The organism is Sphingomonas kyeonggiensis (genome assembly GCF_030812785.1).
Classification (GTDB): Bacteria; Pseudomonadota; Alphaproteobacteria; order Sphingomonadales; family Sphingomonadaceae; genus Sphingomonas; species Sphingomonas kyeonggiensis_B.
Genome location: NZ_JAUSTJ010000002.1, coordinates 198,222 through 222,644, shown reverse-complemented (window position 1 = coordinate 222,644; position 24,423 = coordinate 198,222). Strand labels below are relative to the sequence as shown.

Genomic DNA, 24,423 nt, shown 5'->3' with positions numbered 1-24,423 from the left:
ACCGCGGCAATCAGAGAGGAAACAAGCGCGCGCGATCAGGGCGCGGGATTGGGAGATCCGGTGACCTTGAGGTTCTTGCGGTTGTCGGCCTTGTCGAGCGTGTACTCGGCCTTGACGCCGTTATTGACGGTGCCCGAGTGCTCGACCTTCACCAGCCGGCCTCTCGCGTCATAGGTGTAGGTTACCGTTTCGGATGCGCTACTGAGCGAGGGTGTTCCGACAAGCAGCACCGTCGCGATCAATATCTTTCCAGCCACGCCACACACCCCTTTGCGGCAGATCGCCCTGGCGAGTGGTTCCTCGCCCGATGCCCGCAATCTCGTCCGCGGCCTCAGTCAACTCCAATCCGCGGAGCAGACTCAAATGAAATTTTGTTAATGTTAGCCATTTCAGTGACCTGGACCCGGTTGTTCGAGCGTTGCCGGCATCGGCTATCCGGTAGTTTCACCAGCGAGACCAGGAACGGTGGCGGCAAATCCAGAAAGATACGAGATGCGCCACGCAGTCTGCCCAGCGTTGCTCCAACCCTGCCGCGGCGCCTGTCGAATACGGCGCACATCGCTTCAAATGGTCTTGGACGCCAATGCGTGCCGGATTGCAGCTCGCCGGTGCGACAGATTCAGGATGGTTACCCGAGCATCGTCGGCGCCGGCCTCCGTCGCGGTTCACCTCACCGCAGCGCGAGTCGCCGAGGGACCAGACTGAACGGCGGATTGCCGGGGGGCCCCGCAAGGGGTCGATTCTGGATCAGATTTTTTGGGGGAATGGTGGAGCCGAGGGGGATCGAACCCCTGACCTTCGCAATGCCATTGCGACGCTCTCCCAGCTGAGCTACGGCCCCATTTCCTCGGGAGACGGGCCCTCTAGATGGGCCCTTCGGGTCTGGCAAGGGCCTTTTTTCGACCCCTGCCATTTTCCCGCAAATTACTGCTCTTCGTCGTCACCGCCGGTCTCGACGCCCAGGTCGTCGTCGCCGCCCAGATCAACGTCGTCGTCGGCCGAGGGCTCTTCGTCCTCGCCGATGTCCAGATCCTCGTCGCCCAGATCACCGTCCTCGGTCTCGGGCTTCTCGCCGTCCTTCTTGATCATCTCGAAGGGAAGCGGCTGCTTCGACTTCAGGATCGGCTCCGGATCCCAGGAGAACCCGCAATTGATGCAGGTGACGGGCTCGTCCTTGGTCAGATCGTAAAAACGGGTACCGCACTTCGGGCACGCGCGCTTGGTGCCCCATTCCGGCTTCACCATGTGTTGCCTCTTCGCCTTTCAAAATCTCGGATTTCGGGATGTTGTCCCGGAAAGTGGTGGGCGCCTTGCCATGCCGCAAGGGCGCTGTCAAAGCCGCGCGTTATGTCCACTGCCACGCCCCGCCCGCTCGCCGTCTCCTCCCGTGGTCCGCTGAAGGGCCGAGTCACCGTTCCCGGCGACAAGTCGATCAGCCATCGCTCGCTGATGTTTTCGGCGCTCGCGGTCGGCGAAAGCAGGATCGAAGGGCTGCTCGAGGGCGAGGACGTGCTGGCCACCGCCGCCGCGATGCGCGCGATGGGTGCGACGATCAACCGCGGCGAAGACGGCGTCTGGACCGTCAGCGGCGTCGGTGTCGGCGGCCTGCTCCAGCCCGAGACCGCGCTCGACATGGGCAATTCGGGCACCTCGACGCGCCTGCTGATGGGTCTTGTCGCCAGCCATCCGATCACCGTGACCTTCACCGGCGACGCCTCGCTTTCCAGCCGCCCGATGGGCCGCGCGATCGAGCCGCTCAGCCAGATGGGCGCCGAGATCACCGCCAGCCCGGGCGGCCGGCTCCCCTTGATGTTGCGGGGCATCAATCCCGCCGTGCCGATCACCTACACGCTCCCGGTCGCCTCGGCCCAGGTGAAGTCGGCGGTATTGCTCGCCGGCCTCAACACCCCGGGCATCACCCGCGTCATCGAGCCGGTGCCGACTCGCGACCATAGCGAGCGCATGCTCAAGGGCTTCGGCGCCGAGCTGACCGTCGAGGACAGCCCCGAGGGCAAGATCATCTCGATCCGCGGCGAGGCCGAGCTCAAGCCCCAGCATATCGTCGTGCCGGGCGACCCCTCCTCGGCCGGCTTCTGGATGGTCGCCGCGTCGATCGTGCCGGGATCGGACATCACCATCGCCAATGTCTGCATGAACCCGACCCGCACCGGGCTGATCCAGGCGCTCCGTATGATGGGCGCGTCGATCGAGGCGGTCGATTCGCGCGAAGTCGGCGGCGAGCCGGTGGCGGACCTGCGCGTCCGCCACGCACCGCTCAAGGCGATCGAGGTCCCGCCCGAGCTCGCGCCGAGCATGATCGACGAATATCCGATCCTGTTCGTCGCCGCCTCGGTCGCCGAGGGCCGTACCGTGGCGCGCGGCGCGCATGAGCTGCGCGTCAAGGAATCGGACCGGATCGCGACGATGCGCGCCGCGCTCGAGGCCAATGGCGTGGTGCTCGAGGAGTTTGACGATGGCCTGGCGATCACCGGCACCGGCGGCGCGCCGATCCCGGGTGGCGGCGCTGCGGTGTCGAAGCTCGACCACCGCATCGCGATGAGCATGACCGTCGCCGGCCTCGCCGCCGCGGCGCCGATCGCGATCGACGACGTCGCGCCGGTGCAGACCAGCTACCCCGCCTTTTTCGACGTGCTGGACAGCCTGACCGCATGACCCTCATCGGCCGCCGCGCTTTCCTCGGCGGCCTTGCCGCCGGCGCCATCGCCCTGCCCGCCTGGGCACGGATCGCCGGCAGCGACATCCGGTTCGCGCCGGACAAGGAGCTGATGGTCCCGGTCGAGGGCGGCAGCGTCTATGTCCGGGTGAACGGCGACCTCAAGGGCAAGCTTCCACCGCTGATCTATGCGCATGGCGGCCCGGGCGGCGATCATTCCGGGCTTCTCCCGCTCACCGCCCTTGCCGGCGAGCGCGCGGTGATCCTGTGGGACCAGCTCGACAGCGGCCGCTCGGATGCCCCGCTCGATCCGACGAACTGGAAGGTCAGCCGCTTCGTCGACGAGATCGATCGGATTCGCGACGCGCTCGGCATCACCCGCTGGCATGTCGGCGGCGGCAGCTGGGGTGGCACGCTGGCGATCGAATATGGCGCGCGGCGGAGGCCTGATACCGCCAGCCTGATCGTGCAATCCCCGCTCGTCTCCACCAGGAGCTGGCTCGCCGACGCAAACCTGCTCCGCTCGCAGATGCCGGCCGAGGCGCGCACCACGCTGGAGAAGTGCGACACCGCCGCCCCGCCGCCGGAAGCGGTGTGCGAATCGGCGACCTGGGATTTCTACCGCCGCCATGTCATCCGCTCGCAGCGCGCCGACGGCATCGCCGAATATCGCGCCCGGGCGCCGCGCGATGCCGGGGACACGCTCTATCACCGGATGTGGGGCAAGGCCGAGTTCGTTTCGACCGGCACCTTGCGCGATTATGACGGCGAACCGCTGCTGAAGAGGCTGGATGGGCCCAGAACCCTGTTCGTATGCGGAGAATATGACGAAGCCCGCCCGGAAACCGTATCCCGGTTTTCGAGACAGGTCCCCGGATCGACCTTCCGCGAGGTCATGGGATCGGCGCATTCGATCCTCTCCGACCAGCCGGAAGCCTATCTCGCCCTGCTGCGCAACTGGATGGCCCGCCACGATATTTGATGGCGATTCCCCGCCGAATCGCTTGACGCCGCGCCCGCCTGCCGCGAACGCTCAAGCATATGATCATCGCAGTCGACGGACCGGCAGCCTCTGGTAAGGGCACCATCGCGCGCGCCCTCGCGCAGCATTACGGGCTGCCGCATCTCGATACCGGGCTGCTCTACCGCGCCGTCGCCTCCACCGTGCTGCGCGAGGATCTCGATCCGTCGCGCGAAGCCGATGCCGTCTCCGCCTGCGGCTTCGAGGACTATCTGCTCGACGATCCCTGGCTGCGCACCGACGAGGTCGGCAAGGTCGCCTCGGTCGTCTCCGCGCACCCCCTGGTTCGCGCCGCCCTGCTCAACCGGCAGAAGAAGTTCGCCCGCCAGCCCGGCGGCGCGGTGCTCGACGGGCGCGACATCGGCACGGTGATCGCGCCCGACGCCGACGTGAAGCTGTTCGTCAAGGCGACCCCGATGATCCGCGCCCAGCGCCGCCATCTCGAGCTGCGCAAGAACGGCGTGCTCACCAGCCTCGACAAGGTGCTCGCCGATATCCGCTCGCGGGACGAGCGCGATTCCAAGCGGACCGAGGCGCCGATGCTCCAGGCACCCGACGCGGCGCTGCTCGATACCAGCTTCCTCTCGATCGACGCCGCCGTGCAGCGCGCGATCGCGATCGTCGAGAGCAAGACGAGAACCGCCGATACGCCGGCCTGAGCGGCGCACCGGACCTCAGACGATCGAGCGGCGTCCGCTCCGGCCCAAAGCCCGCACGCCGCATCCCGCACGCACTTCGCAATGCTTGCGGGAAAAGGCGGTTTCCGCTAAGGCGCGCCCGTCCGACGGGCAGTGCCCGCGGAGGAAGGCGCGGAGAGTTTGACTCTCACGCGCCCTTTTCGCTTTCACCGGCGGCTAGTCCTTCCTCCGCTTGCTCCTGCGCGACGGATGCCGCGACCGGCGATCGGCCGCCGCGGCGACTCTGGCCCAAAGACCGTCGGACCCAACCGACTGGCCGGAAAAACATTGTTAGGAACTGAAACTCTTATGGCCACTACGGCAAATCCGAGCCGCGACGATTTCGCGGCCCTCCTCGAACAGACCCTCGGTCAGGCAGACGGCTTCGAAGGCCGCGTCGTGATCGGCACCGTTACCGGCATCGAGAACGACCTCGCGGTCATCGACGTCGGCCTCAAGTCCGAAGGCCGCGTGCCGCTGCGCGAATTCGCCGCGCCGGGCCAGAAGGCAGACCTCAAGGTCGGCGACGAAGTCGAAGTCTATGTCGACCGCGTCGAGAACGCGAACGGCGAAGCGATGCTCAGCCGCGACCGCGCCCGCCGCGAAGCCGCCTGGGACAAGCTCGAGACCGAATTCGCCAAGTCGGCCCGCGTCGAAGGCGTCATCTTCGGCCGCGTCAAGGGCGGCTTCACCGTCGACCTCTCGGGCGCGGTGGCCTTCCTCCCCGGCTCGCAGGTCGACATCCGCCCGGTGCGCGACGTCACCCCGCTGATGGACATCCCGCAGCCCTTCCAGATCCTCAAGATGGACCGCAAGCGCGGCAACATCGTCGTGTCGCGCCGCGCCGTGCTCGAAGAGACCCGCGCCGAGCAGCGTTCGGGCCTCATCCAGAGCCTGGCCGAGGGCCAGATCATCGACGGCGTCGTCAAGAACATCACCGATTACGGTGCGTTCGTTGACCTGGGCGGCATCGACGGCCTGCTGCACGTCACCGACCTGAGCTACAAGCGCGTCAACCACCCGTCGGAGATGCTGAACATCGGCGACACGGTGAAGGTGCAGATCATCCGCATCAACCGCGACACCCAGCGCATCTCGCTCGGCATGAAGCAGCTCGAGAGCGATCCGTGGGATGGCGCCGCCGCCAAGTACCCGGTCGGCGCGAAGCTGTCGGGCCGCGTGACCAACATCACCGAGTATGGCGCGTTCGTCGAGCTGGAGCCGGGCATCGAAGGCCTGGTCCACGTCTCGGAGATGAGCTGGACCAAGAAGAACGTGCATCCGGGCAAGATCGTCTCGACCTCGCAGGAAGTCGAAGTCGTGGTTCTCGAGGTGGACGCCGAGAAGCGCCGGATCTCGCTCGGCCTCAAGCAGGCCCAGGGCAATCCGTGGGAAGCCTTCGCCGCTGCCCACCCGGTCGGCACCGAAGTCGAGGGCGAAGTCAAGAACGCCACCGAGTTCGGCCTGTTCATCGGCCTGGACAACGACGTCGACGGCATGGTCCACATGTCGGACATCGCCTGGGGCATCTCGGGCGAGGACGCGCTCAACCTGCACCGCAAGGGCGAGGTGGTTAAGGCCATCGTTCTCGCCGTCGAGCCGGACAAGGAGCGCATCTCGCTCGGCATGAAGCAGCTCGAGCGTGGCGGCGTCGCCGCTGCCGGTTCGACCACCTCGGCCGACCGCCTGAACAAGAACCAGGTCGTCACCGTGACCATCCTCGAAGTCCGCGACGCGGGCCTCGAAGTGCAGGTTGGCGAAGACGGCGCGACCGGCTTCATCAAGCGCACCGATCTCGGCCGCGACCGCGACGAGCAGCGTCCGGAGCGTTTCGCCGTCGGCCAGAAGCTCGACGCGATGGTCACCGGCTTCGATCGTTCGAAGAAGCCGACCTTCTCGGTCAAGGCGATGCAGATCGCCGAAGAGAAGCAGGCTGTGGCGCAGTACGGTTCGTCCGATTCGGGCGCGTCGCTGGGCGACATTCTCGGCGAGGCCCTCAAGGCCCGCAACGAGAAGAACTAAGACATCGGGACGGGGAGCGGCAAAACCGCTCCCCGTTTTCGATTATTCCCGAATATCATAGGTTAATAGCAATCTGCGGGTTGATGCAGGTTGCTGAACGGGGCTAGAGAACCTCAACTGGGATTGGCGCTCGCGCGGGGAAGTCCGCAGATCCGCGTGCGCAAAGGGAGGGTTGCGGATGATCCGCTCGGAACTGGTTCAGTTGCTCGTGCAGGACAATCCGGGCCTTTCGGTCCGTGAGGTCGAGAAGATCGTGTCGGTCTTCTTCGACGAGATCGTCGGGCGCCTGCAGGAAGATGGTCGCGTAGAGTTGCGTGGCTTCGGCGCCTTCTCCACCCGCGCCCGCGATGCGCGCACCGGCCGCAACCCGCGCACGGGCGAGACGGTCGAAGTCGACGCCAAGCGCGTCCCCTATTTCAAGCCCGGCAAGGAAATGCGCATCAAGCTCAACGTTTGAGCGCGCTGCACCGCTTGACGCTGGCGGCCTCATGCGCTTGCGTGGGGAGCATGCGGACGTGGCGGAACCGGTAGACGCCGGAGACTTAAAATCTTCTGCCCCTCGGGGCGTGCGGGTTCGAGTCCCGCCGTCCGCACCATATTCCAGTGCGCATCCTCGCTCGGCGCAGGGGCGAGCTATCGCTATCGCGGCGCCGGTCTTCCTCCGTTGAAGCCGCGCATCGAGCAGATGGTCAAGCGCTCACGACTCGCTTCCCGAATTGCTAACCGGCGCGACCTGGCCCCACCTGCGCCGGCACAGGCAAGTTAACAGGTCATCTGCCGCGCACGCCCCGCGCATCTCTAGAGCGAGAAATCGCTGGCCGAGATCGACAAGCCCCAGAGCTGCGTCGTCAGCGCAATGCTGAAATCGGCCACGCCGTTGCCGTCGGTATCCGCTTCAATCGTCCAGTTGTAACCGCTGCCGACGACCCGCAACTGGCCTGCAACGCCACTGAACGCCGCCGCGCCGATGAAGGCGAAGCTTCCATCCCCTGCAAGGGCGCCATTCGCGTCGATCTCGCTCAGGTCGATCAGGTCGCCCCGCTGGAAATCGGTGATCGTGTCCCGCGCGCCAAGCCCGTCGAAGACGAAGCGGTCATTGCCCTGCCCGCCGGTCAGCCGGTTTGCCTCCCAATTGCCCGCAAGCACGTCGTCGAAGTTCGATCCGATGACATTCTCGATCGATATCAGCGTATCGATGCCTGCGCCCCGGGTCTGCTGGTCCTCGAGCCACGACAGGTCGATCTCGACCCCGCCGGACGCACTGGCATAGGTCACGGTATCGATGCCCGCGCCGCCGGCGATGACATCGTCGCCCTCGCCGCCGTCGAACAGGTCGTCGCCGGCATCGCCCCAGAGCGTGTCGTGGCCGGTCCCGCCGGTGATCGTGTCGCCGCCATTGCCGCTGATCAGCCAGTCCTGCCCGCCGTCGCCCTGCAGGGTGTCGCTGCCGTTGCCGCCCTCGACGCGGTCGTCGCCTTCGCCACCGCGCAGCGTGTCGTTGCCGCTGCCGCCGAGGATGCTGTCGCTGCCATCGGCGCCATCCACCGTGACTGCGCCACCCGCCACGCTCAGGTCGATCGCGTCGTCGAAGCTGCTGCCCAGCACCTGACTGATCTGCTCGATATTCTGGATCGTGCCGCCGCCCAGACTGAGCGCTCCGCCGCCGACCACCTGCCCTGCGTTGAAGGTCACGCCCGTGCCGGCCCCCGCAAAGGAAAGCTGGAGCGTGTCGGTGCCGCTTCCGCCATCCGCATCGTCGCCCCAGCCGATCGCGAGGACATCGTCCCCGCCGCCGCCGGTCAGCACGTCCTTCTCGACGCCCATGTCGTTGCCGGCCGCCAGGCTGCCCGTCGCGAAATCGCCCGACACCAGCAGGTCGACACCGTCACCACCGACCAGCCGGTCGGCACCGGCGCCGCCGGAGATCTGGTTGCCATTCACCGAGGCCCGGATCTCGTCATCGCCCTCGTCGCCATAGACGCCGCCGCGATAATAGGTCTGGGAGAGGATGATGCGGTCATTGCCCGACCCGCCATGGGTCTCGCCATGCGAATAGATCGTGTCGTTGCCGCTGCCGCCATAGGCCGCGGTGAAGCTGTTCGCATTGGTATAGATGGTGTCGTTGTCGGCGCCGCCGTCGATCTGCTGCAAATACTGGCTGTTGCGGCCGTCGAGGAAATCGTCGCCGTCGCCGCCGAATATCTGGTTGGTCCGATAGTCGGCGATGACCCGGTCATTGCCGCCCATCGCATAGACGACGGCGCCCGGCGCATAGCCGCCCGCATGGTACAGAGTGAAATCGTCGGCATAGTCGCTGCCCTGCAGCCAGCCCACGCCCTCGATCCCGCGGATCGTCCCACTGCCATTGGCCACCACCGACTGGCGGAAGTCGAGCGTGACGCCGCTGCTCGCGCCCATCAGGCTGAGATAGAGGACGTCCTCGGCGTCCCCGCCATCGACGCTGTCGTTGAACCCGGCGAAAAGATAATCGCTGCCCGCCCCGCCGCGGAGCGTGTCGGCCTCGTTGCCGGTGTCGAGCGTCGGGTTGTTCAAATAATAGATGCTGTACGGATAGCCGAACGGTGCATAGCGATCGGCGGAGAACAGGGTGTCCGATCCGGCGCCGCCGCTGATCGTGTCGGCGCCGGCGCCACCCCAGACAATATCGTCGCCGGCGCCGCCGTCCAGCAGATCGCCCGCCGCGGTTCCCGCCGCGGTGTCGTTGCCGTCCCCGCCTACCGTCGCGATCGGGCCCTGGGGCGTGAAGCCCAGCTGGGCCGCCGTGAAGTTCGCCGCGTTGGTGTTCTGGAAGGTCAGGAAGGTGGTGAAGCCATCGCCGCCGCCGTCCCGATCGAGCTGCAGCACCGTGGAGGTGCCGCTCTGGCCCAGTCGGACATGGCCCGAGAGGAACGGATTGACGGATGGGTCCCATCCGGTCAGCCAGGCCTGCAGGAAACTGGTCCAGGACAGCGTGTCTCCGCCCGCGCCGAGATCGAAATCGGTGACCGTGATCCGGCCGTTCGGATTCACCTGCGGCATATAGTCGGAGAAGCTGATCACGTCGGCGCCGGCGCCGAGGGTCACGGTGGCAGTGCCCGCGAAGGTCGAGAAACCGACCTCGTCGTTGCCATCACCCCCGTCGATCGTCACCGTGCTTGCATTGCCGATGACCATCCAGATCTTGTCGTTTCCGGCGCCGCCAAGAAGGCTGACCGTCCCGCTCGGCGCCGGGCCGTAGCTGTAGCGGGTAAGGCCCAGCTCATCGTCTCCGTCTCCGGCGTCGAACAGGTCGGCACCGGATTGGTTGTCATAGAGATAGTCGGCACCGGCGCCGCCGATCAGGGTATCGTTGCCGATGCTCCCGCGCAGATAGTCGTCCCCGTCACCGCCATCGAGATAATCGTTGCCGATGGCCTCCGAAAGCTCGTTTCCAGCGATCAGGCTATCGTCGCCGCCATAGCCATAGAGGATGTCCGAACCCTCTCCGCCGACCAGGGTGTTCTTGTCCCCGCTTCCCTTTATCAGGTCGTCGCCGCCCCCGCCCACGGCGTTTGCGGAGCCGTTGGCGTTGAGGATGTCGTTGCCGATGCCGCCGATAAGGACGCCGCTTGACGTGGTGAGGGTCTGGCCCGTGTTGGACGTGCCGACCAGCCGCTCGACATTGGCCGGCATGGTATAGACCGCCAGCGAAGTCCGGACTTCATCGCCACCATAAACAACGAATTCATAGGGTTCGATAACCTGGTCGCCGGCCTCCGAGACGATATAGATGTCGGTGCCGTAACCGCCCGACATGATGTCGTCGCCCGCACCGCCGTCGAGAAGATCATCGCCGCCATTGCCGATGAGCGTGTCGTTGCCGCCCAGGCCGTGCAGTGTATTGGCGCCGCCATCGCCCTCGATGACGTCGTTGCCCTCGGTCCCGGTCAAAGTCGCATAGCCGCCAAGGTTGAAGGTGGTGAGGCTGCTGGCGGCAAGATTCTTGAAGATCACGAGGTCGGTCATCGCGGCGGGGCCGGCGGCACCGTCCACGTCGATCTGGAGAACCGTGTCAGCGCCGCGCTGGATCCTCTGCAGATAGCCGCCCTCGAACGGGTTGCTCTGCCCGTTCCAGCCCGTCAGCGCATATTCGAGATAACTCTGGATATCGAGCCGGTCGCCGCTGTTGCCCGCTTCGAAATCGCGCACCACCGCGGCCACGATCTGCTTGGTGGCCTCGGCACCCAGGCTGAGCGTGTCCGCGCCGCTGCCGAGCGTGATGAAGTTGGTGGTACCGTCGATCGCGACATCGACCGTATCCGCGCCGGCGCCCGCATCCACATCGACCGTGAGCGCGCCCTCCGCGCGAATGGTGTCGTTGCCGTCTCCGCCGATGAAGGTGACGTGATCGGCCTTCGCGGTGCCGCGGAAAAAGGGCCATAGCCCGAACTGCAGGGTGTCGTTGCCTGCGCCACCATCCAGCACGATCGTGCCGCCGGGTTCCCGCGCGGCCCGGCCGACTTCCAGCGAATCATTGCCGTCGCCGCCGAACAGCTGATCGCTGCCGGAATTATAGTCGAACAGCGTATCGTTGCCCTCCCCGCCGAGGAGGACATCGTCGCCGAAGCCGCCTTCCAGCGTGTCGGCACCGATCCCACCTTCCAGCTGGTCATTGCCAGAACCACCAAACAGCTTGTCGTCCCCGTCGAGCCCCCGGAGCAGGTCGTTGCCACCCGAGCCATCGAGAATATCCGCGCCGGCGGTGCCATCCGCCGCGATCGAGGGCGAGGCGCCGCCATTGGGCGCGAAGCCGAGATTGTAGCTCGTCAGCGTGGCCGCATTCACCCCATCCAGGACGAAGAGATCGCGCAGGTCGTTGCCGCCGCCGTTCAGGTCGATCTGCACGACCGCGTCGGCACCACGCTGCACCAAGGCGAGATGCCCGCTGGCGAACGGATTGGTGACGCGGTCCGATCCGGTCAGCGACGCCAGCACCCGGTCGAAGTTGATCCGGTCTCCGGCGACGCCGGCTTCGAAATCGGTGATATGGATCGCGGCGCCGATGGTCAGCGAGGTCGTGCGGGTAAGCTCGAGCACATCGGCGCCCGCCCCGAAGGTGAAATTGTAGGAGGTGACGGCATTGCTGTAGGTGAGCTCGATGCGATCCGCACCGGAACCGGCATCCAGCGCTACCGTCCGGCCGCCCACGATATGGATGAAGTCGTCGCCATCGCCGCCCGCGATCGTCAGGGCCTGGGCCGTGTACCAGGCGTCGAATAGGATACGGTCGTTGCCGGTGCCGCCATCGAGCAGCACGGTGTCGGCAGAGTTGGACCTGAGGTCGAGCTCGAGCACGTCGTCGCCGGCTTCGCCGAACATCTGGTGCGTTCTCGCTACCGGCTCGGAGGACACCTCCCTGATCCAGTCGTTGCCGTCGCCGCCATACAGGGTGTCGCTGCCGTCATCCCCGTCGATGTGATCGTCACCGCCGAGTCCGTAGATCGTGTCGTCGCCAGGGGTGTCCTGGATCCATTCACCCGCGTCCGTGCCCGTGATGACTGCCACGAATCCCCCCTTGCTTCCGAAACCGGAAAACAGCCGAAATCTGCTCTTACTGTTACGCTTACTGTGGGGAGTGCGGCCCTGAGCCTCGCCCGAGATACAAGACCGCCCGGATTCTTCCCGTGACGGCACGACATGTGTCGCCCATCTTCCTCACGCCCGCAAGGCTTTGCACCGCGGAGCTACGAAATTTGCGCCGGACATCGGGTCGCGCCGGACGGGCCTAGCCGCTTATGCCCGAGCTACCGTTGCGTGGATCGGCAACAGCGCCGCACCCAGCGCGGAACCGGCGCCGCCGAGCCGGGAGATTTCGATGTCGTAGCGCTCCTTCTCGCTCTCCGCGATATGGTCGCCCCATTTGATCGCCCGGCGGTTCAGCCGATCGGCAAGTCCGTGCATGATCGCGGACGGCAAGGGGCTCATCAGCCGGATGGCGCCCGGATCGAACCAGGCAAGCGCCGAGTTGATCGTCTGGAGCAGCTGATCGGCGGCCCGTTCCAGCCATTGATCGATCGTCGCCTCATATCCCGGGATCGCCTCGGCGAAATCCGCCAGCGATCCGACCTTGCATCCGGCCGCCTGCAGCGTCGCGATCAGGTCGAGCGTCGTCGGCCGCGGCTGGTTGCCCGGGTAGAACATGCCGATCTCGCCCGCGCTGCCCGTCTCGCCGCGCATCAGCCGGCCTTCATGGACGATCCCCGCCCCGACGCCGTGCCCGAGCAGGATCACCACCGCCGTGGTGCAGCGCTGGATCAGCCCGCCCAGATAATATTCGGCGAGCGCCGCCGCCGTCGCATCGTTCTCGATCCAGATCGGCAGCCGCAGCGTTTCCTCGAAGATCGTACGCAGCGGCGCGTCCTTCCAGCCGGGCAGGTTGCGGACGACGTGCCAGCGGTTGCCGTCGCGCGACAAGGCCGGGCCGGGCACGCTGAAGCCGACGCCGTACAGCCGGCTCCCCAGCAGGCGGTGCTCGATCGCGAGCTCGTGGATGCGGCGATCGACATGGCGGGCGAATTCTCGAGGGTCGATCGGCTCGATCTTCTCGGAGGTGAGCGACACCACGCCGCCGGCATAATCGACCAGCGCGATTTCCAGCAGCCCGGCATAGATCGCCAGCCCGACGGCATAGCCCCCGGCCGGGGAAATCCGCAGCGGCACGGTCGGGCGGCCCCGCCCTGCCAGCGCCTCGGCGGGCAGTTCCTCGATCAGCGCCTGCCCGATCAGCGTCCTAGTCAGCTTCGAGATGGCGCCGTTGCTGATCTGCAGCGTCTCGGCCAGGGCAGACCGCGATTGCGGGCCGAGCGTGCGCAGCTGCCAGAGCAGCCGCTTCTCCTCCTCGAGCAGCGTGACCGGTGGGTGCCTCATCGTCCATCGCCATAGCAGTCCGGCTCGCGGGCCACGATTTATTTTCTCAGAAATAAATAAATCTGTCATCCCCGCCGCCCATCGGCGCCGCGAGTTCACAAAATCTCGGGGGACCGATCCGATGAAGAAGCACAATTTCGCCGCCGGCTGCGCGGTGCTCGCGTTCAGCATGCTGTCCGCACCGGCCTTCGCGCAGACCAGCGACACGCCGGCGGCCGACGCGCCGGCCGCCGATCCGGCGCAGGCCGACGACGCGGGCGCGGACATCATCGTCACCGGCTCGGCGCGCGCCCAGCGCCGCTTCGACGTCTCCTATGCGGTCAACTCGCTCAGCCAGGCCGACGTCCAGAAGATCGCGCCGAAGAGCTTCGCCGACCTGCTCGGCACCGTCCCCGGCATCCAGGTCGAGGCGACTGGCGGCGAGGTGCAGAACATCACCCGCGTGCGCGGCATCCCGACCGATCGCGGCTATCTGATCTTCCAGCAGGACGGCCTGCCGCTTTATCATGAGATCGACGGCGTCTTCTTCAACTCCGGCGAAGGCATGAACCGCTACGATCTGATGACCGAGCGGGTCGAGATCGTGCGCGGCGGTCCGGCGCCGATCTATGCCAGCAGCGCGGCGGCGATCGCCAACAACATCACCGTGTCGGGCGGCCCGCAGGCCCGCGGCAAGGCACAGGTCACGCTGGGCGATACCGGCCTCTATCGGCTCGATGCGATGCAGTCCGGCCCGATCAGCGACAACACCTATTTCGCGATCGGCGGCTTCGTGCGCCAGCATGACGGCTATCGCTATGCCGGCTTCCCCAGCGACAAGGGCGGCCAGATCCGCGCCAACCTCAAGCGCGTGCTGACCAACGGATTCGTAAAGCTCTCGGTCGAATATGTGAACGACCACAATGTCTTCTATCTGCCGATCCCGACCAACGATCCGCGCAACCCGTCGGTCTCGCTCAACCGCTATATCGACTATTTCACCGGCACGATGAACTCGCCGTCGCTGCGCAACGTCAACATCAAGTATCGCGACGGTGCCGGCGCGCTGCAGAGCATGCAGCGCGACCTCTCCGACGGCCGCCACATGCGCTTCTTCAACGCGGCGATCGACTACGAGGCAGATTTCAGCGGCTGGCAGGTCTCCGCCAAGATCGGCGGCACCAAGGGCAAGTCCAGCTTCGACGCCTTCTACTCGACCACCAACCCGGCCGATGCGACCACCTTCGCCGCCGGTTACCTGACTGCCGCGCGGACTGCCTTCGGTCCCAATGTCACGCGGCTCGGCTATGCCCTTGCCGGCACCAACGGCGCGTCGGTCTATGATCCCTCGGCCGCGTCGGGCCTGGTGATGTCCGGCCAGTATCGTGCCTCGGAATCGGACTTCTACTCGGTGCAGGGCGACCTCAGCGTCACCCGCAAGTTCGAGACCGGCATCGGCACCCACGATCTCCGGGTCGGCATGTACGGCTCCTTCTACGGCAACACGCTGCTCCAGGCCTATCAGGACATGCTGATCGAAGTGCGCAGCCAACCACGCACGCTCGATCTGGTCGCCTATTCGGCGACCGGCCAGGTGCTGGGCTCGGTCACGCAGAACGGCGTGCTGCGCTACACCACCACGCTCAATCAGGGCGAAGGCGATGCGCAGATGATCGCCTTCTACGCGAACGACACCTGGGAGATTACCCGGGGTCTGCGCCTTGATGCCGGCATCCGTACCGAGCGCTACAGCTACAAGGGCATCGCCCTGCCGACCACCCAGGTCAATCTCGGCGACGGCACCACGCTCGCCGACGACACCACCCGCGCCTTCACCGGCCAGGTGCTCGACCAGCGGCTGAAGCCCAATGCGACCAACTGGACGGTCGGCGTCAACTACGACCTGAACGGGCATTTCGGCGCCTATGGCCGCATCTCGAACCTGGAGGTGCCGCCGCAGCTGGGCGTGGTGACCGGCATCAACGCCACGATCGTCAAGACCAAGGCGCGCCAGTACGAGGTCGGCCTCAAGGCCAGCTTCGGCCCCAACTATCTCTATGCGACCGGCTTCTACACCAAGTTCGACCCGTTCAACGCATCGTTCGCGGCGTTCAACCCGCTGACCGGCCGCAACGACCAGACGCTGCCGTTCATCGGCGAGGCTTCGGTCAAGGGCGTCGAGGTCGATGGCCGGGTCGCGCCGGTCCGCTGGTTCTCGCTCGACGGCTCGGTGACCTGGCAGAACCCGGAATATGCCAATCTCGAGAATACCTCGGGCGCCGATCCGAGTGCGGTGAACGGCAACCAGATCATCCGCGAGGCTAAGTTCTTCGGCAATCTGCGGCCCAGCTTCGACTTCGATCTGGGCGAACAGAAGCTCTCGCTCTTCGGCCGCTTCGAATGGGTCGGCCGCCGCTATGTCGACCTCTTCAACCGCACTGCGATGCCGGGCTACCAGACGACCGGCGCAGGCGCATCGCTCGATTGGGGTGCCTGGCACTTCCAGGTTGTCGGCGACAATCTGTTCAACGCCCATGGCCTGACCGAGGGCAACACGCGTACCGACCAGTTCGCCGGCCAGGGCTCTAGCCAGGCGATCTACGGCCGTCCGCTGTTCGGCCGGAACTTCCGCCTCATCGTCAGCCGCAGCTGGTGATGCGCGCCCTGCTCTCCGCCGCCGCGCTTGCGGTGACGGTGATCGCCGCCCCGGCTTCGGCCGAGGCGGCGGTGAGCGACGGGGTGATGGCGACGCTGTCCGCGCGGCTCTTCCCGTTGCTCGATGCGGCCGGGCACGATCCGGCGGCGCTCGAGCGGATCGCCCGGGCGCCCGACATGGAGAGCGTGCTGCGCATCCGGCGGGAGCGGCGTGCCGCGTGCGGAGCCGACCTCGTCTGCCGCGCGCAGGCGCTGCTCTGGAGCGACCGCGAGGCCGATGCGGTGCGTCGTGCCGTTGCGCAGGCGTCGGGTCTTCCCACCGCGGACGATGGCGCCGCCGCGCAGGTGGATCGCGAGATCGCCGGCATCAACATGGTCGTGCGGACCTATGCGCTGGGGGCGATCCCCACCACTGCGATCGATGGCCCCGGCACGGTCTCGCCCCAGGATCACCTGACGCGCCTCCAGGCCGCCGACTGGATCGCCGAGACGCCCCGTAACGGATCGGCACAGCGGCTCGATCCCAGCATCGACTATGCGCTCGCGCTGCTGGATGTGAGCGACCGCACCGATGCGATCGGCCATGAACCGCTGACCGGCGGCGCCAACGCGGCGGCAATCGCGCGGGCGAAAACGCTCGACTGGCACCGCTATCGCTACAGTGCGATGATCGTCACCGGCGTCGGGCCCGAGATCGAGGGCGAGCCGCTCAGCCCGTTCGGCAAATATCATCTGCGCCTCGCCGCGCGCCGGTTCGCGCAGGGCGACATCGCCTTCATCCTGGTCACCGGCGGCCGGGCACACCCGCGCGCGACTCCGTTCACCGAGGCCGACGAGATGCGCAAGGCGCTGATCGAGCGCTACGGCGTCCCGGCAGAGGCGATCCTCATCGAGCCCTATGCCCGCCACACCACCACCAACCTGCGCAACGCCAGCCGGCTGCTCGCACGGATCGGCGCGCCGCCCGAGGCGGAGACGGTGATCGTCTGCAACCCGTTGCAGAGCGCCTATATCGAAAGCGCGAAGTTCACCGAGCGCAACGCCGCCGAGCTCGGCTATCAGCCCGGCACGGTCGTCCGCCGGGTCTCGCCCACCGAGCTGGTGTTCCGCCCGTCACGGGCGTCCGAGCGCGTCGATCCGCGCGATCCCCTCGATCCCTGAAAGGAACCGTCATGCGCCGCTTCGCCCTGACCGCCGCCCTTCTGCTGAGCCCCGCCGTCGCCCATGCCTGGGGCGGCACCGGGCATGCGGTGATCGACCGCGCGGCGATCCAGACGATCCCCGACAATGGCCCCGTCTTCCTGCGCCGCTATGCCGACTATATCTCGGCCTCGGCCTCGCTGCCGGACAGCTGGCGCGGGGATTCGGAAGGCTTCTCGAAGATCGAGGAAGACCCCAACCATGGCTGGTTCCGCGAGCAGTTCGCCTTCCTGACGCCCATCCCGCGCTCGCGCTACGCGTTCATCCTCGCGCTCTACAAGCATTACGAGACGATCAGGCAGAGCGATCCGGCCACTGCCGCGCGCACCAACGTCCGCTGGACCGGCACGCTGCCCTATGCGGCGATGGAAGCCTATGAGCGGCTGATCGTCTGCATGCGGGCGATCCGCGCGGCGCAGGCGAAGGGCGGCGATGCATCGGTCCCCGAGCAGCATTGCGCGTTCCAGGCGATCCGGCTCGGCCATTATATCGGCGACGGCTCACAGCCGCTGCACATCTCGGTGAACTCGGACGGCTGGCTGGGGCCCAATCCGAACGGCTATACCCGCGACCGCAGCATCCATGGGCGGTTCGAGAGCCGTTTCGTCGATGGCATGGGGCTCACCGCTACGGACATCACGCCCCGGATCGGCGCGCCGGCCCATCTCCACGGCGACATGTTCGACGCGGTGCTCGCCTTTCTCGACCAGTCCGGCGATCGGATGGAGACGGTCTACAAGCTCGAGAAGCGTGACGGCTTCAGCAACACGGCCGACAAGGAGGTCCGCGCGCTGATCTACGAGCGGACGGCCGCAGGCGCGGCGATGCTGCGCGACATGCTCTGCCGTGCCTGGGCGGAAAGCGCGGCGCCGCCTGCCAGGGTGACGCCTTCGCCCCTCGATTTCTCCAATCCCCGGTTCAATCCGGAGACGGGTTCCGCACCCGCCTGACGCCAGGCCAGCGCGCCCAGCAGCCGCGCATGGCGGCCATGGTCGAGCGTGAAGCGCCGGAGCAGCAGCACCGCCAGCAGCGCGCCGGCAAGCGGCACGCCCAGGCCGAGGCCGAGCATGCCGAGGCGCACCCCGGCCGGCTGGACCGCGCCGGGGACGTAACCGAGCGCGTTCAGCACCCAGCCGATCATCGCGGTCGCGCCGGCGCCGCTGGCCTTCACCACGACTAGGTAGAAGGCGAACAGCCCGGTCTCGAACCTCCGGCCGTGCCGCCATTCGATGATGTCGACCGCGTCGGCGAGCAGGCCCCAGGGCAGCATGAACACGCTCGCAAAGCCGAAGCCGATCAGCGCGGCGGCGGCGACCTGTCCCGTCGGCCACGCCAGGCTAAAGGCGAAGAAGACAAGTCCCAGCGCGCTCGCCGCATGCCCCGCCCCGAGCAGGTGGCTCTTGCTGAAGCGGTGGGTGAGCGCGGTCCAGGCGAGGACGCCGGCGAACTGCCCCGCCGTCAGCGCGGCAAGCAGCAGGCTGACCGCACCCGGCCGATCGACGACATAGGTTCCCAGATACATCAGCATCCGGCCGAAGCACGGCATCGCGAAGCCGGTGAGCAGGGCCAGCGCGCCCATTGCCAGCACCATCGGATCGCACAGCGGAACCGCGATGCGATCGCCGCGCAGCGCGGATGCCGTACCGCTTTCACCGCGCGTACCCGAAGCCCAGACGCACAGCAGCATGGTCAGCGCGAAGACCAGGCCCGCCCCGATCCCGGTGAACGCCAACGCGTCGAAATGCCGCGCCCGCCCCGCCTGCTGCACCAGCGGGGTGAGCACGACGGCGATGGCCAGCGCGCTCGCCGTGCTGAAGAACAGCCGGTAGCCCGAGACGCGCCCGCGCGCCCGGCTGTCCCGGCTGACCTGCGCCATCAGCGCATTGTGCGGCACATCGACCACCGCATAGGCGCCGCGGAAGACGAGGATCGCCGCCGCGAGCATCCAGGCGCGGTGCAGGCCCAGCGCCGGCATCGCGTAGATCAGCCCGAAGGCTGCTCCGCAAGGCAGCGCGGCCAGGGCGATCGTCCAGCGATAGCCGCGCCCCGCCGCACGCCAATGCAGGACAAGCCGGGCCGCGAGCAGATCGAACACCAGATCGCCGAGCACCGCGAACAGCATCAGCCCGGCGGCCTGCGCGCCGCTGAGCCCCAGCACGTCGGTCAGCAGGAACAGGATCGTCAGATCCGCGCCGCCGAACACCAGCGCCTTGCCGAAATTGCCCGAAGAATAGGCGAGCATCCGGCTTTCTGTGGCAATGTTCGCGATCGGCGGCGTCTTTCTTGTGCGGCGTGCCCACCGCCGCCCGTACGGCCCGATCATTTCAGATTGGCGACAGCGCCGGAGCCTCGCCATACCCATCGGATGCTTGCGGGGGTTGGCAGCCACGGCCCGCCGCCATACACCGGCCTTACCCAGCCGGATTTGCCTGATGCCCCCTCGCCTTCTCTGCCTCTTGCCCCTGCTCGCGCTCGCGGCGTGCGGCGGCTCGGGCCAGCGGCGCGACGACACGGCGGTGGTGGTGAGCGCGATCGGCACGGGCAATGCGCTTGCCGACCCCGACGCCGGCGCCCTCGATCCCGCCGCCCGCGTGCTGCTCGGCGCGACTGCGCAGGGGCTGGTGCGCTTCGATGCCACCGGCCAGATCGAGCCGGGCCTGGCCGAGCGCTGGATCGTGATCGACGACGGCCGCAGCTTCATCTTCCGCCTGCGCGACGGCGCGACCTGGGCCGATGGCGAGCCGGTCACCGCCGAGCAGGTGGTCCGCACCCTGCGCCGCGCCATCGCGCCCCGCTCGCGCAACCTGCTTTCTCCCTTCCTCGCCGTGATCGACGAGATCGTCGAGATGACGCCGCAGGTGATCGAGGTCCGGCTGAAGCGCCCCCGGCCCGACCTGCTCAAGCTGTTCGCCCAGCCCGAGATGGCGGTGTTCCGCCTCGACAAGCTCGACGGCAGCGGCCCCTTCCGCGCCACCCGCAACCGCACGGGCATCGTGTTCAAGCCTGCCCCGGAGGTGGCTGACGGCGACGATTCGTCCGGGCCACGCCCCGAGGACACCTTGCTCTTCCATGGCGAGCGCCCGGCCGTGGCGCTGGCCCGCTTCCGCGACGGCCAGTCCGACCTGATCCTCGGCGGCAGCTTCGCCGACTGGCCGCTGGTAAGCGTCGCCGGGATCGCCACCGCCAATGTGAAGCTGGACAATGCGCTCGGCCTGTTCGGGCTCGCCGTCGTGTCCCGCGAGGGCTTCCTTGCCGACGCCGCCAATCGCGCCGCGATCGCCATGGCGATCGATCGCGCCACGCTCACCCACCAGATCCACCCGGACTGGGCGCCGGTCGAGACGCTGCTGCCGGTCCAGCTCGATTCGGCCGCTCCGCCCGCGCAGCCGGGCTGGGCCGGGGCCGAGCTCGACCAGCGCCGGCAGAGCGCCAGGGCGAGCGTCGCAGCGTGGCGGCGCGGCCATCCCGGCCCGGTCCCCCTCCGCATCGCCTTGCCATCCGGCCCCGGCGCCACGCTGGTCTGGTCGCGGCTGGCCGAGGCGCTCTACGCGATCGGCCTGACCCCGGTCCGCACCGGCCCGAACGACCCGGCGGAGCTGCGCCTGATCGACGCCGTCGCCCCCTATGACAGCGCCCGCTGGTTCGTCGCCACCGCCTGCCAGGCCTGCTCGGACGATGCGCGGACCCTGATCGAGGCGGGACGCGACGCCCCCGATCTCTATGCTCGCTCGCACCGCATCGCCGAGGCGGATGCGGCGCTGACCGCCGACGGCGCATACATCCCTATCGCCCAGCCCTTCCGATGGTCTATCGTCGCGATGCGGCTCCAGGCGTGGCAGGGGAACGCGCGGGCCTGGCACCCGTTGAACCACCTGCGCAACGAAACGAGGTGAACGTGGCGAAGACGACGCGGATGGCTTCGGCAGGCCTGCCCCTGGGCCGGCACGCACAGGATGTGCGCCGCCGGATCGAGATGATGGAGCAGCTGCTCGAGCGCAGCGTGCCGATCCCGGGCACCAAGGCCAAGGTCGGCCTCGACGCGATCCTGGGTCTGGTTCCCGTCGGCGGCGACGTGATCGCGGCGCTGCTCGGCCTCTACATCGTCTGGGAGGCCCGCAACCTGAAGATGCCGAAGACGACGATGCTGCGCATGCTCGGCAATGTCGGCTTCGACTGGGCGATCGGCCTGGTCCCGGTGGTCGGCGACGCGGCCGACTTCGTGTTCAAGTCGAACAGCCGCAACCTCAAACTGATCCGGCGCCACCTCGACAAGCACCACCCGGGCACCAGCACGGTCGACCACCGCTAGCCCCGGCGCTCCAACATCGGCCAGGCGGTCGGCTCGCCAAAGTACGCGAAGTACACGCCCAAAGCGGGTTCTGCGACGGTTGTCCCCCCGCACTCGGGGACAACGCCGCCCGGCGCGCAACTTTCTTGCGCCGGGGTGATCCTATCTTTCCAACCCAGGGCCAAGCGCCAGTTAGCGCCGCCCGCCGCCTCGCCAGATCCGGAGCGGATTGCCGTCCGCCGCGCCGCCGCTGTTCGGCTTGCAGCGCTCGTAGCGCAGGCCGGTGTCGAGGCAGAGCCACAGCTCGTCGAGCCAGTTCTCCTTGGTCACCGTCACCCGGATCGCCTCGGCCGGTATGTTCGGGTTGGCCGCCGCAAAGCGGGCCTTGAACTGGCCGACGGTCAGGTCGCCGCGCGACAGCCGGTCCATGTCGGGATAACGGACCAGGTCGTAGAGCCGCTTGGCCGTGGCGAAATAGGTGGCGGGCGCCATGCTGGTGCACGTCCCGTGCTTGGCCCATTCGTGCTGGATCAGCTGGGCCGAAGGCGTAGTGCACAGCATCTGCTTGATCTGCGCCCGCGCCAGGATGCGGGTATCCGCGCAATATTGCGGCCAGGTCTTGCCCGTCCCGTCGGGCCACAGGCCGTGCAGGGTGAAGCCGAAGCGCGCATTGCGGCTGCAGCGAAAGCGGTTCTCCGGATTGCCGGCATCGGCGCGGCACACGCCCGGGTTCCAGGTCAGCGCCAGCGTGTAGCTGCCGATCGGCAGGATACGGCGCGGCTGCTTGGCATCGGGCAGGTCCGGGCGCGGCCGCTCGACCCCGCCGGCCGGACGGCACATCAAGGCCTGGGCGGAGGCGATGCCCGGCAACAGCGCCAGAGCCGTGCCGATGACCCCGAGAACCGTCTTGCGCATCACGCGACTCCCTCCTGCGCGAAATCCAGGCCGATATCGGCGGCGGGCGCCGACTGGGTCAGCCGGCCGACGCTGACATAGGTGACGCCGCTCCCGGCGATCGCGCGGATCGTGTCGAGCCGCACCCCGCCCGAAGCCTCGGTCGGCACGCGGCCGGCGACCAGCGCCACCGCCTCGCGCAGCACCTCCGGCCCCATATTGTCGAGCAGCAGATGCGTCGCCCCGGCCTGAAGCGCGGGCTCGATCTGGTCGATCCGGTCGACCTCGACGATGATGCTCTCGATCCCCGCGGCCACAGCGCGGCGCGCCGCCTCCGCCACCGAGCCGGCGACGGCAACGTGATTGTCCTTGATCATCGCGGCGTCCCACAGGCCCATGCGGTGGTTGGTCGCGCCGCCCATGCGAGTGGCGTACTTCTCCAGCACGCGCAGGCCGGGCAGCGTCTTGCGGGTGTCGAGCAAGGTCGCGCCGGTGCCCTCGATCGCATCGACATAGCTGCGCGCCATCGTCGCGATGCCCGAGAGGTGCTGGACGGTATTGAGCGCCGAACGCTCGGCGGTGAGCAGCGCGCGTGCCTTGCCGCGCAGCCGAATCAGATCGGTGCCGGGGGCGACGCGGTCGCCATCCTCGACCAGCCGCTCGATTTCGACATCGGGATCGAGCGCGCGGAAGAAGGCCTCGGCGATGGGCAGGCCGGCGACGATGATCGCATCGCGGCTGTCCATCACGCCGGTGAACACCGCCTCGGCGGGGATCACGGCGGCGGAGGTGATGTCGCCCCGGTCTCCCAGATCCTCGGCGAGGGTGGCGGCGACGAAGGCGGGAAGATCGAAGCGATCGAGCGTGAAGGCCATGCATCGCCCTTAAAAGCCGCGCCCGGCGGCGGCAATGGCGCGATGCCCCTGCAGCACAGACGAAATCCAACATTGCAAGCACCCCGCCTGCCGGGCCATCGATAGGCCATGGCCGATGCCGAATCCCTGCCCTTTCCCGAAGTCCGCCGTCTCCACGCATATTGGGAGCGGCAGTCGCATTTTCGTCCTTCCCCGCCCGAGGAATGGATGGCGGACAATATCCTGCTCGACGCACTGGGCTTGGGGATCGAGCAGACCTCCAGCTTCTTCAACGAGGGGCCGTGCGATTTCACCGGCTTCTGCGACTGGATCCTCGCCACCGCCGGCCGGCCCGACCCGCTGGTGATCGCGCGCTATCACGCAATGCTCGACGGCGCCCCGCCTCCGCCCGCCATCGCCGCGCGGCTCGCCGCGATCGATGCGATGCCGGATGCGCTGGATGCCGGGGACCTCGCCCATTGGGAGGCGCAGGGCTATGTGATCCTGCGCGGCGCGATCACGCCGGCGGAAGCGGCCGCCGCCGCCGACCTGCTCTGGGAGACGATAGGCGGCGACCCCGCCGATCCGGCGACCTGGCATTCGCAGCGCGGCCAGGGGATGATGGTCCAGCGCTTCCAGCATCCGGCGCTCGAGGCAGTGCGGCGCTCGGCCCGCGTCCACAAGGCCTTTGCCCAGCTCTGGGGCACCAGCGACCTGTGGCCGCATGTCGACCGGATGAGCTTCAACGCGCCGCTGGCGGCCAATCGCGGCTTCACCTCGCCGCGGCTGCACTGGGACGTGAGCCTGATCCCGCCCATCCCCTATGGGATGCTGGGCGTGCTCTATCTGACGGACACGGCGGAGGACCAGGGCGCGTTCGAGCTCGTGCCCGGCTTCCACCACGGGCTGGCGGCATGGCTGGAGTCGCTGGGTGCCGCCGATCCGCGCAAGGTGGATCTGAGCAGCCGGGCGGTGCGCGTGCCGGCGGGCGCCGGCGACCTGATCATCTGGCGGCACGACCTGCCGCACGGCGCCAGCCCGAACCGGACCGACACGCCGCGGCTGGCGCAATATGTGACCTTCTATTCGGCGGAGATGGCGATCCAGCCGGAGTGGCGGTGAGCGGCTTGCCTGTAGCGCCGGCCGCATCGACTGTGCTTTTCCCCGGCGAAGGCCGGGGCCCAGACTAAGCAGTGCGCGGCGAAGACGCGCCAAGGCGCGTGACTTTCAAGTACTGGGCCCCGGCCTTCGCC

17 protein-coding genes and 2 tRNA genes are annotated in these 24,423 nt (G+C 67.6%); 11 read left to right on the top strand and 8 right to left on the bottom strand.

Features of this window, described 5'->3' with window-relative positions:
- Nucleotides 1-35: 35 nt before the first annotated feature.
- The 3 genes from J2W22_RS10630 to J2W22_RS10620 all read right to left on the bottom strand — a co-directional run bounded on the left by J2W22_RS10630 (nucleotide 36) and on the right by J2W22_RS10620 (nucleotide 1,245).
- Nucleotides 36-257, bottom strand: coding sequence for a hypothetical protein (locus J2W22_RS10630; RefSeq protein WP_307118231.1), 222 nt, complete (start codon nucleotides 255-257; stop codon nucleotides 36-38).
- Between the two features lie 508 nt (nucleotides 258-765).
- Nucleotides 766-841, bottom strand: a tRNA-Ala gene (locus J2W22_RS10625).
- A gap of 83 nt (nucleotides 842-924) precedes the next feature.
- Nucleotides 925-1,245 (bottom strand): TIGR02300 family protein, encoded by a 321-nt coding sequence (locus tag J2W22_RS10620; protein WP_307118230.1) that lies wholly within the window; start codon nucleotides 1,243-1,245, stop codon nucleotides 925-927.
- 102 nt (nucleotides 1,246-1,347) lie between these two features.
- Here J2W22_RS10620 and aroA point away from each other — a divergent pair, with 102 nt between their 5' ends.
- The 6 genes from aroA to J2W22_RS10590 all read left to right on the top strand — a co-directional run bounded on the left by aroA (nucleotide 1,348) and on the right by J2W22_RS10590 (nucleotide 6,990).
- Nucleotides 1,348-2,673, top strand: coding sequence for a 3-phosphoshikimate 1-carboxyvinyltransferase (gene aroA / locus J2W22_RS10615; RefSeq protein ID WP_307118229.1), 1,326 nt, complete (start codon nucleotides 1,348-1,350; stop codon nucleotides 2,671-2,673).
- On the top strand, nucleotides 2,670-3,656 hold the full coding sequence (locus J2W22_RS10610) for a proline iminopeptidase-family hydrolase (protein WP_307118228.1): 987 nt from the start codon (nucleotides 2,670-2,672) through the stop codon (nucleotides 3,654-3,656). Before aroA ends, J2W22_RS10610 begins: the two co-directional genes overlap by 4 nt.
- Nucleotides 3,657-3,715: 59 nt before the next feature.
- Nucleotides 3,716-4,354 carry a (d)CMP kinase gene (locus J2W22_RS10605; protein ID WP_307118227.1) on the top strand — a complete coding sequence of 213 codons (639 nt, stop codon included), beginning with the start codon at nucleotides 3,716-3,718 and terminating at the stop codon, nucleotides 4,352-4,354.
- A 327-nt stretch (nucleotides 4,355-4,681) separates the two neighbouring features.
- On the top strand, nucleotides 4,682-6,394 hold the full coding sequence (gene rpsA / locus J2W22_RS10600; RefSeq protein ID WP_307118226.1) for a 30S ribosomal protein S1: 1,713 nt from the start codon (nucleotides 4,682-4,684) through the stop codon (nucleotides 6,392-6,394).
- 178 nt (nucleotides 6,395-6,572) lie between these two features.
- Nucleotides 6,573-6,851, top strand: coding sequence for an integration host factor subunit beta (locus J2W22_RS10595; RefSeq protein WP_116838546.1), 279 nt, complete (start codon nucleotides 6,573-6,575; stop codon nucleotides 6,849-6,851).
- 52 nt (nucleotides 6,852-6,903) lie between these two features.
- Nucleotides 6,904-6,990, top strand: a tRNA-Leu gene (locus J2W22_RS10590).
- A gap of 202 nt (nucleotides 6,991-7,192) precedes the next feature.
- On the opposite strand, the gene J2W22_RS10585 is transcribed toward J2W22_RS10590, so the two are convergent.
- Nucleotides 7,193-11,938: a beta strand repeat-containing protein gene (locus J2W22_RS10585; RefSeq protein WP_307118225.1), complete on the bottom strand. Its 4,746-nt coding sequence runs from the start codon at nucleotides 11,936-11,938 to the stop codon at nucleotides 7,193-7,195.
- 228 nt (nucleotides 11,939-12,166) lie between these two features.
- A complete protein-coding gene (locus tag J2W22_RS10580) occupies nucleotides 12,167-13,300 on the bottom strand; it encodes an ROK family transcriptional regulator (protein ID WP_307118224.1) in 1,134 nt (377 codons plus the stop codon).
- Nucleotides 13,301-13,421: 121 nt separating this feature from the next.
- On the opposite strand from J2W22_RS10580, the gene J2W22_RS10575 reads away from it, so the two are divergent.
- Entirely contained in the window at nucleotides 13,422-15,935 is a 2,514-nt protein-coding gene (locus J2W22_RS10575) for a TonB-dependent receptor (RefSeq protein ID WP_307118223.1), read from the top strand.
- Nucleotides 15,935-17,095: a YdcF family protein gene (locus J2W22_RS10570; protein WP_307119563.1), complete on the top strand. Its 1,161-nt coding sequence runs from the start codon at nucleotides 15,935-15,937 to the stop codon at nucleotides 17,093-17,095. The genes J2W22_RS10575 and J2W22_RS10570 overlap by 1 nt, the downstream gene beginning before the upstream one ends.
- Before the next feature lie 835 nt (nucleotides 17,096-17,930).
- Here J2W22_RS10570 and J2W22_RS10560 read toward each other — a convergent pair.
- Entirely contained in the window at nucleotides 17,931-19,376 is a 1,446-nt protein-coding gene (locus tag J2W22_RS10560; protein WP_373422967.1) for an MFS transporter, read from the bottom strand.
- Nucleotides 19,377-19,566: 190 nt separating this feature from the next.
- Here J2W22_RS10560 and J2W22_RS10555 point away from each other — a divergent pair, with 190 nt between their 5' ends.
- Both J2W22_RS10555 and J2W22_RS10550 read left to right on the top strand, forming a co-directional pair.
- Nucleotides 19,567-21,027, top strand: a complete 1,461-nt coding sequence (locus J2W22_RS10555; RefSeq protein ID WP_307118221.1) for an ABC transporter substrate-binding protein — start codon at nucleotides 19,567-19,569, stop codon at nucleotides 21,025-21,027.
- Between the two features lie 20 nt (nucleotides 21,028-21,047).
- Nucleotides 21,048-21,443: a DUF4112 domain-containing protein gene (locus J2W22_RS10550; protein WP_307119562.1), complete on the top strand. Its 396-nt coding sequence runs from the start codon at nucleotides 21,048-21,050 to the stop codon at nucleotides 21,441-21,443.
- A 171-nt stretch (nucleotides 21,444-21,614) separates the two neighbouring features.
- Here the strand turns inward: J2W22_RS10550 and J2W22_RS10545 are convergent, their stop codons facing one another.
- Both J2W22_RS10545 and nadC read right to left on the bottom strand, forming a co-directional pair.
- Entirely contained in the window at nucleotides 21,615-22,337 is a 723-nt protein-coding gene (locus tag J2W22_RS10545) for a ribonuclease T2 family protein (RefSeq protein WP_307118220.1), read from the bottom strand.
- On the bottom strand, nucleotides 22,337-23,191 hold the full coding sequence (gene nadC / locus J2W22_RS10540) for a carboxylating nicotinate-nucleotide diphosphorylase (RefSeq protein WP_307118219.1): 855 nt from the start codon (nucleotides 23,189-23,191) through the stop codon (nucleotides 22,337-22,339). The genes J2W22_RS10545 and nadC overlap by 1 nt, the downstream gene beginning before the upstream one ends.
- Nucleotides 23,192-23,299: 108 nt before the next feature.
- Between nadC and J2W22_RS10535 the strand changes: the two genes are divergently transcribed.
- Nucleotides 23,300-24,292, top strand: coding sequence for a phytanoyl-CoA dioxygenase family protein (locus tag J2W22_RS10535; protein ID WP_307118218.1), 993 nt, complete (start codon nucleotides 23,300-23,302; stop codon nucleotides 24,290-24,292).
- Nucleotides 24,293-24,423: the final 131 nt, after the last annotated feature.